This window comes from Aeromonas sp. QDB34, from assembly GCF_027705405.1.
Taxonomy (GTDB): Bacteria; Pseudomonadota; Gammaproteobacteria; order Enterobacterales; family Aeromonadaceae; genus Aeromonas; species Aeromonas hydrophila.
The window spans coordinates 28,352-42,727 of record NZ_JAPDBT010000027.1 but is presented as its reverse complement, the minus strand read 5'-3'; the positions used below and the strand labels follow the sequence as shown (position 1 = coordinate 42,727).

The 14,376-nt window shown below is 52.9% G+C and carries 19 protein-coding genes; 11 read left to right on the top strand and 8 right to left on the bottom strand.

Annotated features, from left to right (window positions below; genetic code table 11):
- Positions 1-234 precede the first annotated feature (234 nt).
- The 3 genes from OKC29_RS21085 to OKC29_RS21075 all read left to right on the top strand — a co-directional run bounded on the left by OKC29_RS21085 (position 235) and on the right by OKC29_RS21075 (position 2,722).
- The gene (locus OKC29_RS21085) at positions 235-1,827 is read left to right on the top strand and encodes a phospholipase effector Tle1 domain-containing protein (protein ID WP_247141931.1); all 1,593 of its coding nucleotides are present in this window, start codon (positions 235-237) and stop codon (positions 1,825-1,827) included.
- A 4-nt stretch (positions 1,828-1,831) separates the two neighbouring features.
- Entirely contained in the window at positions 1,832-2,122 is a 291-nt protein-coding gene (locus OKC29_RS21080) for a hypothetical protein (RefSeq protein WP_247141933.1), read from the top strand.
- Positions 2,123-2,419: 297 nt separating this feature from the next.
- Positions 2,420-2,722, top strand: a complete 303-nt coding sequence (locus tag OKC29_RS21075) for a hypothetical protein (RefSeq protein WP_247141938.1) — start codon at positions 2,420-2,422, stop codon at positions 2,720-2,722.
- A gap of 158 nt (positions 2,723-2,880) precedes the next feature.
- Here the strand turns inward: OKC29_RS21075 and OKC29_RS21070 are convergent, their stop codons facing one another.
- From OKC29_RS21070 to OKC29_RS21060, 3 genes are all read right to left on the bottom strand, one after another.
- Positions 2,881-3,120 (bottom strand): hypothetical protein, encoded by a 240-nt coding sequence (locus tag OKC29_RS21070; RefSeq protein WP_247141939.1) that lies wholly within the window; start codon positions 3,118-3,120, stop codon positions 2,881-2,883.
- A gap of 858 nt (positions 3,121-3,978) precedes the next feature.
- Positions 3,979-4,374: a hypothetical protein gene (locus OKC29_RS21065; RefSeq protein ID WP_247141940.1), complete on the bottom strand. Its 396-nt coding sequence runs from the start codon at positions 4,372-4,374 to the stop codon at positions 3,979-3,981.
- Between the two features lie 30 nt (positions 4,375-4,404).
- Positions 4,405-4,815 (bottom strand): hypothetical protein, encoded by a 411-nt coding sequence (locus OKC29_RS21060; protein ID WP_084218156.1) that lies wholly within the window; start codon positions 4,813-4,815, stop codon positions 4,405-4,407.
- A 1,114-nt stretch (positions 4,816-5,929) separates the two neighbouring features.
- On the opposite strand from OKC29_RS21060, the gene OKC29_RS21055 reads away from it, so the two are divergent.
- Positions 5,930-6,121 (top strand): hypothetical protein, encoded by a 192-nt coding sequence (locus OKC29_RS21055; protein ID WP_247146327.1) that lies wholly within the window; start codon positions 5,930-5,932, stop codon positions 6,119-6,121.
- A gap of 168 nt (positions 6,122-6,289) precedes the next feature.
- Here the strand turns inward: OKC29_RS21055 and OKC29_RS21050 are convergent, their stop codons facing one another.
- From OKC29_RS21050 to OKC29_RS21035, 4 genes are all read right to left on the bottom strand, one after another.
- Complete coding sequence (locus OKC29_RS21050; RefSeq protein WP_128816482.1) at positions 6,290-6,697, bottom strand: H-NS family histone-like protein; 408 nt, start codon at positions 6,695-6,697, stop codon at positions 6,290-6,292.
- 419 nt (positions 6,698-7,116) lie between these two features.
- The gene (traT, locus tag OKC29_RS21045) at positions 7,117-7,854 is read right to left on the bottom strand and encodes a complement resistance protein TraT (protein WP_247141862.1); all 738 of its coding nucleotides are present in this window, start codon (positions 7,852-7,854) and stop codon (positions 7,117-7,119) included.
- Positions 7,855-7,869: 15 nt separating this feature from the next.
- On the bottom strand, positions 7,870-8,304 hold the full coding sequence (locus OKC29_RS21040; protein WP_172688728.1) for a hypothetical protein: 435 nt from the start codon (positions 8,302-8,304) through the stop codon (positions 7,870-7,872).
- Positions 8,301-8,513: a hypothetical protein gene (locus OKC29_RS21035; protein ID WP_137736238.1), complete on the bottom strand. Its 213-nt coding sequence runs from the start codon at positions 8,511-8,513 to the stop codon at positions 8,301-8,303. Before OKC29_RS21035 ends, OKC29_RS21040 begins: the two co-directional genes overlap by 4 nt.
- Before the next feature lie 149 nt (positions 8,514-8,662).
- Here OKC29_RS21035 and OKC29_RS21030 point away from each other — a divergent pair, with 149 nt between their 5' ends.
- Positions 8,663-9,343, top strand: coding sequence for a hypothetical protein (locus OKC29_RS21030; protein ID WP_247141864.1), 681 nt, complete (start codon positions 8,663-8,665; stop codon positions 9,341-9,343).
- 326 nt (positions 9,344-9,669) lie between these two features.
- On the opposite strand, the gene OKC29_RS23085 is transcribed toward OKC29_RS21030, so the two are convergent.
- Positions 9,670-10,326, bottom strand: coding sequence for a plasmid SOS inhibition protein A (locus OKC29_RS23085; protein ID WP_411654746.1), 657 nt, complete (start codon positions 10,324-10,326; stop codon positions 9,670-9,672).
- Between the two features lie 515 nt (positions 10,327-10,841).
- On the opposite strand from OKC29_RS23085, the gene OKC29_RS21025 reads away from it, so the two are divergent.
- The 6 genes from OKC29_RS21025 (at position 10,842) to OKC29_RS21000 (ending at position 14,303) form a co-directional block, all read left to right on the top strand.
- Positions 10,842-11,366: a hypothetical protein gene (locus OKC29_RS21025; RefSeq protein WP_247141870.1), complete on the top strand. Its 525-nt coding sequence runs from the start codon at positions 10,842-10,844 to the stop codon at positions 11,364-11,366.
- Positions 11,367-11,403: 37 nt separating this feature from the next.
- On the top strand, positions 11,404-11,865 hold the full coding sequence (locus OKC29_RS21020) for a hypothetical protein (protein WP_247141871.1): 462 nt from the start codon (positions 11,404-11,406) through the stop codon (positions 11,863-11,865).
- 883 nt (positions 11,866-12,748) lie between these two features.
- Complete coding sequence (gene radC / locus OKC29_RS21015) at positions 12,749-13,207, top strand: RadC family protein (RefSeq protein WP_247141873.1); 459 nt, start codon at positions 12,749-12,751, stop codon at positions 13,205-13,207.
- A 26-nt stretch (positions 13,208-13,233) separates the two neighbouring features.
- Positions 13,234-13,497: a hypothetical protein gene (locus OKC29_RS21010; protein ID WP_247141881.1), complete on the top strand. Its 264-nt coding sequence runs from the start codon at positions 13,234-13,236 to the stop codon at positions 13,495-13,497.
- Positions 13,498-13,514: 17 nt separating this feature from the next.
- Complete coding sequence (locus OKC29_RS21005) at positions 13,515-13,751, top strand: hypothetical protein (RefSeq protein WP_247141882.1); 237 nt, start codon at positions 13,515-13,517, stop codon at positions 13,749-13,751.
- A gap of 126 nt (positions 13,752-13,877) precedes the next feature.
- Positions 13,878-14,303, top strand: a complete 426-nt coding sequence (locus OKC29_RS21000; RefSeq protein WP_247141884.1) for an antirestriction protein — start codon at positions 13,878-13,880, stop codon at positions 14,301-14,303.
- Positions 14,304-14,376: the final 73 nt, after the last annotated feature.

The following is a 14,376-nucleotide window of genomic DNA, read 5'->3' as shown; positions in this document are numbered from 1 at the left end:
ACGATGTGTCTATTATGCCAAAATGACGATTTAATGGACACTCAAACGAAGCCGTTTTACTATGTCTGATAATTTATGAATTGGTGGATAAATTTGCTTAGCGTACAGATCCGCCCCATTGGGCTTCAAACCCCACCGACAGTCGGTGACGTGGCACAGCTCACAATTCAGCCTCATTCAGGGTTCATCAGCTCCATTTGAAGTAATATGTCAGTCCCATAACGGAGGAATGCCATGAGAAATGTAGCGCGGAAAGGGGACCCAACAAGCACGGGAGGGGTGATCCAGGATGGTGATGGCGGCTGGCTCACCGAAGGGGCGCCAACAACCTATATCGGGATGATAGCGACCTGCCCAGCTTGCAAAGTCGGACAGGGCCCTATCGTCGCCGTCGGCCCCCGTTCCATCATCGGCCCGGGCGGGCCGGTCGCACTGCAGGGCGATTATGTCGCTTGCGGCTGTCCGCCGATGAGCAACACCATACTCCCCGCCCAGGGGACGACAGTCGGCGACAACAAAGGGCCCCGGGCGAGAGCAGCCAGCGCCCCCGCAGAAACACCAGCACCAGCTCCCACCAGTTCGCCGGCGACCCCTCTTGTCCCGCTGATTGACCCCACGGAACATCGGATCGGCATCTTCTTCGATGGCACCCAGAACAACAGACACAACAGCGAGCTCAGGGCGCTGTGTGAAGAGGCAAGCGAGGTAGCCTGCAAATCCATAGAGAAGCTGATAGGCACTGAATCCTCATACGACGGCGGCCCAACCAACATTGCCCGGCTGCATCAAGCCTATACCGGCCCAGCAATCTACATCGAGGGGATCGGCACCAGTGCCGGCAAAGCCGACTCGAATTTAGACATGGCCTTCGGCACCGGCGCAACTGGCGTCATAGCCAGGTCAGAGGAAGGCTTGGCCAAGATCAGCACCATGATCGCCAGCCTACCCGCCGGCCCGGTATCTGTGGATGTCTTCGGCTTTAGCCGGGGCGCTGCAGCTGCGCGACATTTCGTGAACATCCTTCTGGAATTGAACCTGGGGCGCCAGGTGCACGTCGCATTCGTTGGCCTCTTCGATACCGTAGCAGCCATAGGCCTGGACGCCAGCAATGACGAGAATGCGCCAGTTCGCCTCTACATTGCTCCCGGGGCCGCGGAGAAGGTTGTCCAGCTCGCCGCCAAGGACGAGTACCGGCTCAATTTTGCGCTTAACTCCGTACAGCCAGACCACACGGAACTCCCGCTATTCGGTACTCATAGCGACGTTGGCGGCGGGTATCTAGACCAAGTTGAGAAGACGCCAATCATGCGCCCCTATGATGCCATCCTGAAATTTGGTGATGACGCAGCCTATAAGAGATTCCAGGCTGCAGCCAACGCCAGGCTCCAGGAGGAAGCTATCCCCCTATACAAGGGATATGCGAAAGACAGCAGCCAGATAAAGCCGACCATCAGCTCTTTCTCCGTCGTATCCAAGAGCGACGCGCCAATGGTGGGCTATGTGGCCAACGCGATCATGACGCGCACGGTCAAACCTGAACTGCAGCTGCTCGCCGGCCACCTTATGCAGACTATCGCGCAGGAAAGCGGAGCTCCGCTCACCCCCCTGTCTGAGCCGGTTCCCGGGGCGCTGGCCTTCTTATTCGACCAGTACTTGGGCCTGTGGCATGGAAGCGGTGACCTCAAACTGTCCAAGGAGCAAAACGAGATGCTGATGACGGAGTATGTTCACTGCTCCGATAACTGGACGCCGCTCGGCCCCCTCTACGTGAACGCCCCCGCCCCTGGTAGGGTTCGTCGCATCTACCAGCAATCACCAGGGAAGTGACCTTATGAAGCGAATAGTCATTGTCCTAGCCCTAGCCCTCCCCCTCGCACTTGCAGCGTGTGGCGATACCCAGGAGAAGAAACAGCCCCGTAAGCCGCCAGAGGAGCGGGTGATCAGTGAGCCAGCACATGGATTTGGTGTCCTTTTTGGCAAGCCAAACCCCGATTACACACCGCCAGGGAGGCTAGTTGATAGCCCGGACTTTAAAGTGACTCTCCCAGAGGACCGCTGGGAAGAGGTCAGTATCAGCAAAAAAGAGGGCAAGCCAAGCGCGGCGGCAGGTGTAGATAAGTGAGAGCTCGCTGGGCTGTCACTCTCCTGGCGACAGTAGGGGTCTTGGCCATAGCCACCCTGTTTTACACCAGGTCAGATCTACCGAAGGAGGAAAGGCCAGGTATCACCCCCTCCAATCATGGAGTGGGTGTCCTTTTCGGTTCGCCAAAGTACCAGGTAAAAGGGGAGCTCGTGGAGGGAGGCTTTTTGGATAAGCCCGAAGCGCCTCCATCCCAGGCGACGCTTGCAAATGATCCCCTCAAGGCACCGAGCCATGGGGTTGCCAGTAAGAGCGAACAAGGCAGCACGAAATAGTGGCATGAAGCGAATAGCGATTGCCCTACCCCTTTCCCTCGCACTGGTGGCATGTGGTGATGCCCAGGAGAAGCAGCTGCGCCGTAAGCCGCCGGAGGAGCGGGTGATCAGTGAGCCGGCTCATGGGTTTGGCGTCCTTTTTGGTAAGCCAGACCCCAATTACACACCACCAGGGAGACCAGTTGATAGCCCGGACTTTAAATTGACGATTCCAGAGAAACGCTGGGAAAAGATGACCCTCAACCGATATGGAGAAGTTGTACCTAATGAGGGCAAGCCGAGCGAGGCGGTAGGTGTAGATAAGTGAGAGCTAGCGGGGCTGCCGCAACATGCCCAGGATAAGGAAGCCCCGGCGAACTGGCCGGGGCTTCACTGTCATATCACCGCATCGACGATACCCCACATTTTTTCCCTATTTCGACAAGAAAACCCAGCAACGGCGTGGCTTGCATCGCATCGACGACTTCACCCCTTCCCAGCTCGGCGGCGGGCCATAGCTGACTCGCCGGCCAGAATGTCACGGCAGTAGCGGATCACCATTCGCTCTCTGGTCCAGCGCCCGGCCTGCATGATCTCCAGGGTGTTGTATCCATCGGCCGCCAGATCCTGGGACGCTCCCACACGGGCAGAGTGCCCAGACCAGCGCGGGATGCCCAGGCGCTCGAGATCCAGCTCCATCCACGCCTTGGCAAAGATATTCTCCACGGGGTTTGAAGCCCAATGGGGCGGCAGCTGATGGAGCGGGGGAGGGCTGCCGCGCTGCGCTTGCCTGCTGGCGGGTGTGTGACGGCGAACTGATGCCATCGCTTACCGCCCAGCCGGATCCAACCGCTCACTCGACGAGGGTGGATGGTTCCCAGTGAGTTCGAAGTGAGATGGATGAGGGAAGTGGGTGAGTACGGGCTGTAATGTGTATCCCCGCTCAGGCCTCGCTTCTACGGGGCTTTGTTTAATTGGTGAGCGGCCAATGCCCGCCCCAAATCCGGCCATCAAGGGCAACCTGGATCCTCCTGCTTGCAGCACTGCAATTTTCCGCGAGAATAAGCGGGGCCAGTGGCCCCGCTTCTGTTTCTGAGAGGGGGCGCTCAACATAGCCCCCCTGTCGTCATGGCGACCACTGGCCAGGTCTTGACGACGACCGACAGAGTGCTGCAGCCGCTCGGGGCACCCCGCTGGTCAGCCCACCCCTACCTCTCCGCGGTGGTGCGAGACCTGATCCGGCTGGCGTGCTGCTGGGCCATGTCCCCGGGCTGGACGGCAGACAGGGGGGGGTATCACCTGGTGGACGGCCCGGTCCGGCGGCCTGGCACTCAGGAGGGAGTGATCGAGGGGAGGAGCAAGTTGCAGTGCTGCAACCGCCCGGGGCCCCCTGCTGGCCAGTGACTGCACCGAAATGGAATCACTGGTGGGCCAAGGTTCCACCCAGTAGCTGCGCGATCTGATCTAGCGGGACAACTGCCCCGCCTTGTTGTTGAAAATTTGACATGGATGCTGCCGGTAAGTGCCCCTGCCGCGCTGCGCTTGCCTGCTGACATGTTCGTTGCGGCGAACAGAAGCCGCATCTCAATGTCCAGCTTGCACAGGTATAATGGATGCAACGGCTTGCTCCAGGGAGGCAAAACTGCCACGGTTTGTTGAGCGATCCCATGCCCCTCCATCGAGACAGCGAACGGTATATCTGATGCCAGATGGCCAGTACTTGAACCATTCTTCTCTATGTTCAGCATTGCTGCTACCAATGTCTGACCATTCACAAGTCTGTATATATGGCATATCCCACCAGTGTTCTAGTTCTAAAGGATCTCGATTCTCATGGGGAGTTGAATCGAAGTCATCCCGTTGGTAAGGGTTAATCGGGATCCTATCTGTTGCCCAATTAACCTGGTTAGAGTAGTAATGCTGTGGAAGATATACACCCACTTCATCTGCACCATTGTCGTGTTTGTGATGTTTTATCATAGGAAATACTCTAGGTTAGATTGATATTAATCATCCCATAAATGCCAAAACTTTAATAATATCCTGTGGGACTCTCCCTGTTAATATAAGGAATTTCCTCCAAATACCATATGGCACTTTTGCCTCACCGGATTTGAACTCCCGTATACGCCTATCACTAGAAAGGCCAAGCAAGAATGCCAGTTTTTTATCAGTGTTATATTCAGGGAAATGGTGCTGGAAATGTCTGAAGTATGAACCGACGATGTCAGGATGTGGTGGAGCCCAACCTTCATTTTCACGAAGTAAATGGTCAGAAGGGAGCGTCCATTCGACGATCTCTGACTGAGGGGGGAGTTTAGGGGCAAGGAGATTGGCTTGTAGCTGGGAGATCGCATCTCTAGTTGCAATTTCATACACTATGGATTTCTGTTTATCGATGCTAGGTAACTGAATTTTCACGATTTTACCCCTTTGTTGATATCATGGGGAGTATTCCTCCCCATGTGCTCTATCGCGGTGACAGTTCGATATTACGAACGTCTGATGCCCTGATATTGACTAAGCTCAATGTTCCTGTGGCTCTAGATTCCCATTGGCCGGTTTGATGAATATGCATCAAACAGTAGTAAAGGTAATCGGGGAGTAGTAAGTCAAGCCGTTCCACCCTTATTCCCAGGTGTTCAGGATTATAATCCCTTGTCACAGAGCCACAGGTTTTTAAAGAGCCTCGACGCACTAGCCAAAAATGAGCTTCTGGAAAGTTTGTCTTTATAGTCGCCAATTCAGAAAGTTTCATCTCGTTCCTATCGGTGGCATCTACTAGCCCCCTCAGGTGAGTGGCTTTCTGTGTGCCACCGTTAACTACATATTAGGCGGATTCCGCCTAATGTTCAATGCGATTTTCACTTTTAAATAAAATAAATATTCAACTGTGAATAGGGTTGGTTTTAATTTAATAGAGGGGCGAGCACAACAGCAGTGCTGCAACCGCTCGAGGTACCCCGCTGGCCAGCAGCCCCAGCCTCTCCCTGGTGGTGCGAGATCTGATCCGGTGGGGCGCTACTGGGCGATGGCCAAGTCCCCGGGCTGGACGGCAGACAGGGGTCATCACCTGGTGGGCGACCTGGTCCGGCGGCCTGGCTCCCTGGGGCGGGTGATCGCGGGCAGGAGCGAGCTGCAGTGCTGCAACCGATCGGGGCACCTCGCTGGTCAGCCCACCCCTACCTCTCCGCGGTGGTGCGAGATCTGATCCGGCTGGCGTGCTGCTGGGCCATGTCCCCGGGCTGGACGGCAGACAGGGGTCATCACCTGGTGGGCGACCTGGTCCGGCGGCTTGGCTCCCTGGGGCGGGTGATCGCGGGCAGGAGCGAGCTGCAGTGCTGCAACCGCTCGGGGCACCTCGCTGGTCAGCCCACCCCTACCTCTCCGCGGTGGTGCGAGATCTGATCCGGCTGGCGTGCTGCTGGGCCATGTCCCCGGGCTGGACGGCAGACAGGGGTCATCACCTGGTGGGCGACCTGGTCCGGCGGCTTGGCTCCCTGGGGCGGGTGATCGCGGGCAGGAGCGAGCTGCAGTGCTGCAACCGCTCGGGGCACCTCGCTGGTCAGCCCACCCCTACCTCTCCGCGGTGGTGCGAGATCTGATCCGGCTGGCGTGCTGCTGGACTATGGCTAAGTCCCCAGGCGTGGCGGTGCGCCGGGGTCATCACCTGGTGGTGCGAGATCTGGTCCAGTGGAGCATGCTGCTGGGAGATGCATCTCCCTAGACGTTGCTGTAAGGCAGTAAATGAGCCTGTTCAGCAACTCATGTCTGAGGGCCCATCAACCGAGCATAGTTGGAATGGAGGTTAGGAATGGAGGATTAAGAGGATAGACTGATAAACGGATAAGATATTGAAACGGGCAGATAGTTTCTGCCCGTTTCATAGAGTCCTTTAGATAAGGAAATCGTCCAAGCTCTTCCCGGCGGCAACAGCGTCAGCAATAACCTTTGGCATGCGCCCTTGACCGGTCCAGAGCTTTTCATTGCCATCATCGATATAACGGTATTTCGGGGGCCGGGGAGCTCGTTGTTTTTTCGTACTGGCAGCAGGGCCTGCAGGCACTGATGCAGGTATGAGTTCGCTCGGATCAATCCCAGCCTGTTTCAGGAGTTCTGTGTATTCAGCCAGTTTCTTTTGATGGTCTTCGCGGATTTGCATTTCCTTGAGCTCGGCTTCTTCGCGCTCTTCGAAAATAGTTTGAAATTTTTCGTGGACTTCCTTCAGTTGTTCAAAGGAGATTTCACGCAAAGCGGCACGAAGGCTACGCACGTTAAGCAGTACTTTAAGAAATTCGTTCATTATTGAATCATCCCCAATAATATGATCATGGCTGTGTGGCAAAATCGAATGTTGATTTGATGGAGGAAAGTATCAGGTAGCAAAAAATAACTGTCAACAAAAAATAATCCTAGTTTGTTTAAACAATGAAATTTTAACCAAAAGATAATCTTCCTTCTGATTCAATGCGATAGCTTCTTATCTGGAGAGTTGGAACGTCGTAGAAAAATGTGATTTTAGAACCTCATTCGTGGGTTGTGTAACTAACTCTTCGAGTGTTATGTGTCGTCGTTTAGGTCTAGTTTCTTATGAGATCAGTACAGAGCGAATGGCTCTGATCATGATGCATAGATGTCTCATGCGGAGATGATAAATTGAGGGCCATAAATGTATTAATAGCCCCCAATTTCAACACTGTTCGTTGTGGTTACTGCAATTAATTACATCAAGCCAGAGATTGATTTCGCCAGTTGTTCTTCAAGAACTGGCTTGGCATCGGTGAATTCCAGGTTAACTTGATTTGCAGTGCTAACAATTCTTGTCTGGAACTTCTGACGCGATCCACTTTGCGTGCTGCTTTGTTCTTTAAAACCGGACGTCCCTTGTTTCAGCTTAGTGCGGTCATTGGTCACAACAGTGACCCCATTCGGGACGCGCTCAGCAATCTGCAGGTCGGTGATCATGGTGTACGACGTATCCTCGATCATTGCGTCGGCTGCGACACCGACCAGCGCCCCAACAAGCCCAGCGCCTACAGCTGCGCCTGTAGAACTGCTGTTGTAGCCGATGACAGAAGCGCCTGCTGCTGCGCCAAAGGCACCGGCCCCCCACCCTCCTTCCAACGCAGACTGTGCTGCTCTCAGGTCCATTTTTTCAACTTTGAGCACATTCGCCTGGATCCAGTAATGGGCATCTTCTGGATTAGAGATAACGCGATAGCCTTTTGCTGTTATTGACTGGACTACTTTCGAGTCAACCAACAGATCTTGGTTGGAGGTGTTTTTGATCTGTAGATAAACCGTTTTTTCGCTCGGAGACACCGGCTCCAAAAAAATGGTCTCGGACATTTTGGTTTGAACATCGAGGTTCCGTTTTGCGACGGCAGTATGCACCGCGCTGCAACCAGTTGTGAGTGCCAGAGTTGAGGCCAGTGTGATCGCAAGAATATGCTTGTTCATGGGTTCTCCAGGGGTCTAAAAAGTGGTTATGAATTCGTGCTGTTTATTCGAGCCATCCTTGAGTAGATGACCCAGCACGTTAGCGGTGTAAAGCAGGCGGATGCCCGGGATCTGTTGTAGAAACTCTTTCAGCCGAGGGAGTTCTCTTTTATCAATTGAGTAAACATCACCAGCTTGAGTTGAGAGCCGAGCCATCGCTGACTCTCCAGCCAAAATAATGCTCTCTGGAGCAGAATGGGCATGACTCACTAATTTGAATGAGGCGATTGCTCTATGAACTGGCGTGAGTTCCAACATGTGGTTATCACGGATGACAAATGTCATCTCTGTCCGTTGGGGTTCACAAAAATAGGAGATCGACAGATGGCATTCAGGAGGCAATGTGAGAGCAAAGGTGGCCCGAATAGTTTCTGGCGTATCGAGCCGCGAAGTCACAGGCGATTTCATCATTCGTAAACATCCAGGCCTTCATCCAATTGGATGGTTAACGTGAACGGCTCTTCAAAGTATTGATAGAACGGATCCTCCGCTGGAGGGGGAACGGCCAGACCCAAGGAAAGGAACAAGTGTGCGGCTTGTTCTGAGGGAAACCCGGTAATCGTATAGCCCGGTGTATCGACAGAAATGTTCCGATCAGAGACCAATACAGAATGAGTCATACGCATGCCTTATCAGCTCAACAATAACATTTTGCCACATTCTAAATCAAAAGCGTGTGCTGAAAACAGTATTATCGACACCGCCTATAGGGAGTGTTTTGATTTTATCTTTGTCTGCTATTATATTTGCTGCGGTAACAGGAGTGGCGATGATGAGCGAACGTGTAGAAATGCTGAAAGAGTGGGTCAAACATCACACATCTACGGAGCAGACTGATCCTGACAAGGAGAAGACGCTCGCTGATACTCTTGATTCACTGGGCCCGATATCAGATGAAGTCAAACTGATTGCCACATTGGTCTATGTGTTGGGGATAAGCCAAAGCACGATCGCAACGAAGTTGGGCATATCACGCACCGCGGTATCTGCAAAACTGCGGCCAATCACCAACATCCTCAATCCAGCAAAACCCAGAGGCGTAATCCGGGATGAAATTTTGAAGGCGTTCCCAGCTTTGACGGCCGAAGAATTAACCTTCGCCGTAAAGCGGGTTCATAACCTGAAGAATCATCGATATGACCCTGAACGTAGCCTGAGCCAATCCGCGGCCGTCCAGCAGGTGAAGTCTGAGGTTGCTGCAGCGATGACCGCCAAGCAACCCTATCTAGGAGCCCCAGGTGTGGGCGTAACAGCATCTGGAAAGGGCGTTCAATACACTGTCAACGGCATCACAGGGACGCCTTCTGAGCTGCTCCGTACAGTGACAGGCCTGCCCCCGTCTAGCCCTGAATTCAAGCGCTTATATCGGCAAATCTACAATGACGCACAGAAGAAAAGCATGGACGCTGCAGTGAGGGATGTGATCGGGAGATTATCTTCAGCAAAATGATGGTTTGCAGCACTGCAAAGTTCGGCGGTATCTCACATACCGCCGAAGAGAAGCAGGAGTTGTTCTTACCTAGTTCAATGTACTCACGATGGCTTTCTTGGCATCATTTTTCGTGAAAGGGCGTATGGTGTTCTGAGTGTTTCGAGATAGATTCAGGGTCAGCCGGCAGATCACCAGGTTCCCCTGTAGGTCTGAGGTCACCACATTCGATTTCTCCGTCCAGTAATACCAACTATCGTCATATGACCAGGCATGCCTCCCTTCCACCTTTCCCATGTACGTCAAATCAGACAACTTCACTTTCCCGCTCACTTTGACTCGCTCCTCTAGTCGGTATCGTCTAATTGCATATCAAGAACCACTTTCCAGGTCGGTATTGAATGGTAAAGGTCCTCCCACGACCATTGACCATCGCCATGACCTTTATGCCACCGGCGGAGGAGTGACCGAAAGGTGTCATCAGAAAAGTTATTACCATTCACCTCGTGCTCGCTCCACTCACTGTACCACGCACCGAGCTCTTTCCTCGGTATGCCAGACAGTGCTTGCCATGCCCGTTCGACTTCGGTGTCATAGGCCGCATGTTGCACGCACCTACGCTTCATCTCAACTTTACGGTCCCTATCCAGGTGTATATCGATGTGATGAAGAGTCCGCTGTTCCTTTCTGTGAGCCTGATATGGGAAGAGTCTATCCTGCAGATCCAGAGGAAGTGGATGAGGGAAGAATGCACCTCTGGTAGCGATTGCTGTATCAAGGGCATCCAGAATCCGGGCTTTTGACAGGTACCGATAAGCCCTCTGGTTGTAGAGTGGGATGATCCGCTGTAGTGAGGTAGCAGTGATGTCACTCCTACCGGTCAAGTGCCGGAAAAATGCCTTTGCATAGGGTATTTGTCCGACAACCTTTCGACTCAGTACATACTGCTGTGAGTATGCGACAGCAGCAGGAAGGGGATCATAGGGAACAATTGGATAATGCATAGTTATGTCCAGTAGGGCCACGCACCCCGGCCAACGGGTTCGGAAATCATTTTCCACCCCAATATAATAGCAGATGTTGCCAATCAAGCAACGTCTGCTATTATAAAAAAACACTTGCGTTCATGATTATTAAGAGTAATGTAGATTAAAAATAACGGCGTTAATTTTATTATGGTGGAGCATGTTAGAGGGCCTGGTAGGCCAAAAGTCCGACCTGAAGAACGTGTCACACCTAAGGACGGGATGGCTGAAGTTCGCCGGAAACGTGCGGCTCAAGGCATTGTAGAGCGTCGGTTCCTTATGCATCAGGACGATGTCAAAAGGTTGGACGCTATGATGAAAGCGGCTGGCTTCGGTCCTAAAGAACAGAGTGAGTTTCTTGCAGCGTTGCTTCTTGTTGCAAGTGGGCAACCGTACTTTGGGCCACCATTCTCATTACCGATCAACATATCTGAAAGTAGTTAAGGACATTACGTCCAACCCGTTGGCCGGGGTGCGTGGCCATAGGAGGCATTATGTTGCCGAGCAATTTCCAAGAGTCATTACGTGTCCGTCAAGTCAAACTCATCCCATACCGTGAAGGATGGATATGGCAATCGCGATCTCCAGCATTCTATGAGTATGGGCATCCGCTACCGACTCAAGAGGCCGCCTGGGAGAGTGCAGCCGCCGTTCTCCAGCAGCATGGAATTGTTAAATGGCAGGCTTCTGAAGCCTATTGGGTGAGCCGTGAGGTGGTCGCTGTGGTGGAGGTCAGGGAAGTGGCCGGCCATCGCTTACAAGTGGTCGACTCGTACTACGTTGATGGTCGTTGTATTGCCGCATCAGAATTGCAGCACTGCAATATCAGCTCGCTGGGGCACGCAATCGCGGTGGCCGTGCAATACGATGGCGCTTTTAAAAGAGTTATGAGCTCATCGCCCGCAATCCTGCATGAGCTCAGTGGCGAAGACATAGAGCTCTTTTCCTGCCGGCAGGGGTGGGCACCGAAGTGTGTGGTTCATGCTGCGCAGCGCGCCGCTGCACAGAAGCAACAGTAATCAAACCGTGGCCGGGTTACGTGGCTTAAGGACGAATATGGAACAGCATCAGCAAGAAGCAGTGCAGTGTGCAATGTGGTTGGCCCTGGGACGTCAAACCTGTATGTCCAGGAGCGGGAGTGAAGTTGTCTTTTCAGCAAACTCCAGGAAAGTGACGGGGGGCAGTAATGCCTCTTCGGAATATCGCATAGCACTTCAACAGCTAACATCCGTTGGCATCGCAATAGAGTCGGTAAGTGTTCAAGGCATTGAGGCATTTCGAGCGTGGAAGAAGCAGAGAAACGAGATGCTGCGACAGATGCGACAACGGATCATCGTTACAAAGGAATACGTGCAGGGCGGAATTCTGATGAAGTCCGTCAAGTATCTTGATGGGTTGCAGAGTAAAGCCGTCGTCACTCGGCCATGCAAGGCCGACGACCATCATTTGTTGAGCTCCACTATCCAAGAACTTCAGGCGCTGTATGGCGTAGAACCGAAAAACATCCAAGTTCATTGAGCCGGGGCCGGGTTACGTGGCCATAGGGAAAACATGTACAAATTCAAGATTAGGGAAGTCCGAACGGCGTGTGCGGCAATAGGTTTGGATCCGTTGTCTACACGGCAGATTGTCCAAGTTATGTGCAATGGAAAATCTCAAGCGTCTGTTGCCAAGAAGAGTGACATCTCCCAGCCAGGCTTACATAAACGCATAGCCAAGGTCAGAGCTGCTCTCGGACTGAAGGGGGGGATGACGGTATTTGTGGGTAAGGACTGTGAATTCACGGGTAATCTGTCTCAAATTGCCGCCGCCTTCGATGTGCCCAGGAGGACATTGTCTTGGCATGTCGAAGGGATGAGGCCGGAGAGTGCTGAGATGATCCAGGCTCTTGAATCGTTTATCCGCAAACGATCCCCTATGTCGCAGGGTAAATAGGGGGCCCCTTCGGCTCGCGCTAAAGCGCTCGTCCGTCCCACTCGTCTATGCGGCCGGCTTCGCCGACCGCAGACTCGCCGAGCCCGTTCCGGTCTCGGGCTATCGCTAGGGCCGGATGCCTAAGAGAAATGCAGCCTTGATATCGCTGTCCGCAAGCGGACCCACCCTCTCCGTAGTAACTGTCCTGTCCCGGGCCGCAAATACGGTTTGGCAGGGAGGGGGGGGAGCCTGCCCCAGGTAAACACTCCAAAGAAGTTTCGGCCGACCTGCCACCTTCCCGAATATCAACAACGGAGGGGCGGCCTTATACTCGCTTGCGCTGCGCGCGCTCGTCGGCTCTGATGGTCAAACTGGTGACATTGCAGTACTGCAAGCATTGAAAGGCGGTTTGCAATCTGCTATTATTTGTAGGTCGGTAAGTGATATCGAACCCGTTGGCCGGGGTGCGTGGCCAGAGGTGTTTAATATGCAATTTCAGATGTTTTCAGAGCGGGAATTAGCCGTTATGGCTGAGGCCAATCAGATCGCTAAGCGAGCGCTTTGTGCTCACTCAGAAGCATTTACTTCTCCAGGCGTGGTCAATACGTTTTTGCAAACACATCTCCGCCCGAAGTGCCGCGAAATATTTTGTGCACTTTGGTTGGACAATCAACATCGTATGGTCCTCCTGGATGAGGTCTTCCAAGGGACACTGGATAGTTGCACTGTCAATCCGCGAGACATTGTGGTCAACGGACTAAAAGTCAACGCTGCTGCTGTTATCTTTGCTCACAATCACCCCAGTGGTATAGCTGAACCTAGTAGACAAGATCGGGCTATCACTGAGCGTCTTGTCTCTGCTCTGTCGCTTGTGGATATCAGAGTGCTGGATCATATCGTCGTAGGTGAACAATGTGTTTCATTTGCGGAGCGTGGGTGGCTGTAAGCCACCCCTATTCATGAGGAGAAGTGATGGAGATTCAAGCTGTCTATCTGGCTGGTAAGGGGGTGCGCATGGCCCCCCCACAATGGCAGACGCCGACGAGCCAGCAGGTGGAATCAAAGATTCATGAGCTTGAGCTCGTAGGCGAACCAGACGTAATGCTCAATGTCTCAAGTGATGAGCTGGCACGCTGGATCTCTGGTGATGCGCAGATTCCATATGCATGCTGGGTACTGCTGCTCATGCTCACTGGTGAGTCCGTTACATGGTGTTTTGGTCATGACCTGTGCTGAAGTCGTCAAGGGGAAACATGAAATTTATCACTGATATCATTGGAGATGAGCCGGAGCTATTGACTCCTCTGATCGCAATGGAGCCGCTGGAGATTGTCGATCTCTTCGATAAAACAGTTGTGTTGTTTCGATATAAAGCCCCCCCAGGTGGTTGGACACACGAAGCACTGTGCTCACAGAATATCCCGCTTCATAGACTACAGGGAGCCGATGCTTACCTTGGAAATGAGTGGGTCGGTTCGACAGAGGTGTAATGAAGATAGCGGGCATCTTCAGGATAAATTGCAGTTGCACTTTGTTTCATATCTGCTATTATATGTTGGTCGGCACGTAATGCCGAACCCGTCGGCCGGGGTGCGTGGCCATAGGAGGTCTTAAGTATGCAAACTGCAGTTGTAGAGCGTCAGTCATTGAAGGTTCACACCGTATCGGCTCAGCATATTCGCCTGCTGAACACCTTGGGCACTGGTGCTATTTTCATGGAAAACCTGGTCTTTTCATTCATGGATAACCTGTGTGCTGAGTATCAGGGGGGGAGTTGGGAGTATTGCGAGGATTCCCTCACTGGCACATGGTACATGAGGCCCGTCGACACCAGTCAGAGTATCCATATTTCTGTATTTGGGAATTTCTTCGACGAAAAGGTTTCGCCGGATGCAGCAGGCGTCATCGTGACACTTTTTGCCTTGAACACGCTGTGCTATCGATTCCAGAACGAGCCCAAGGTCTTTGAAGCCTTCGAGCGTCTGAAGGAATTTGCTGCAACGCATCAAGAAGGTGGCGCTATCTACAGAGCGATTGACTGACAAAAAGGAGGGGGCAAATGCCCCCTTCTAGTGTTTGCAGTACTGCAAACACATTGCATTAAGTTTCATTTCT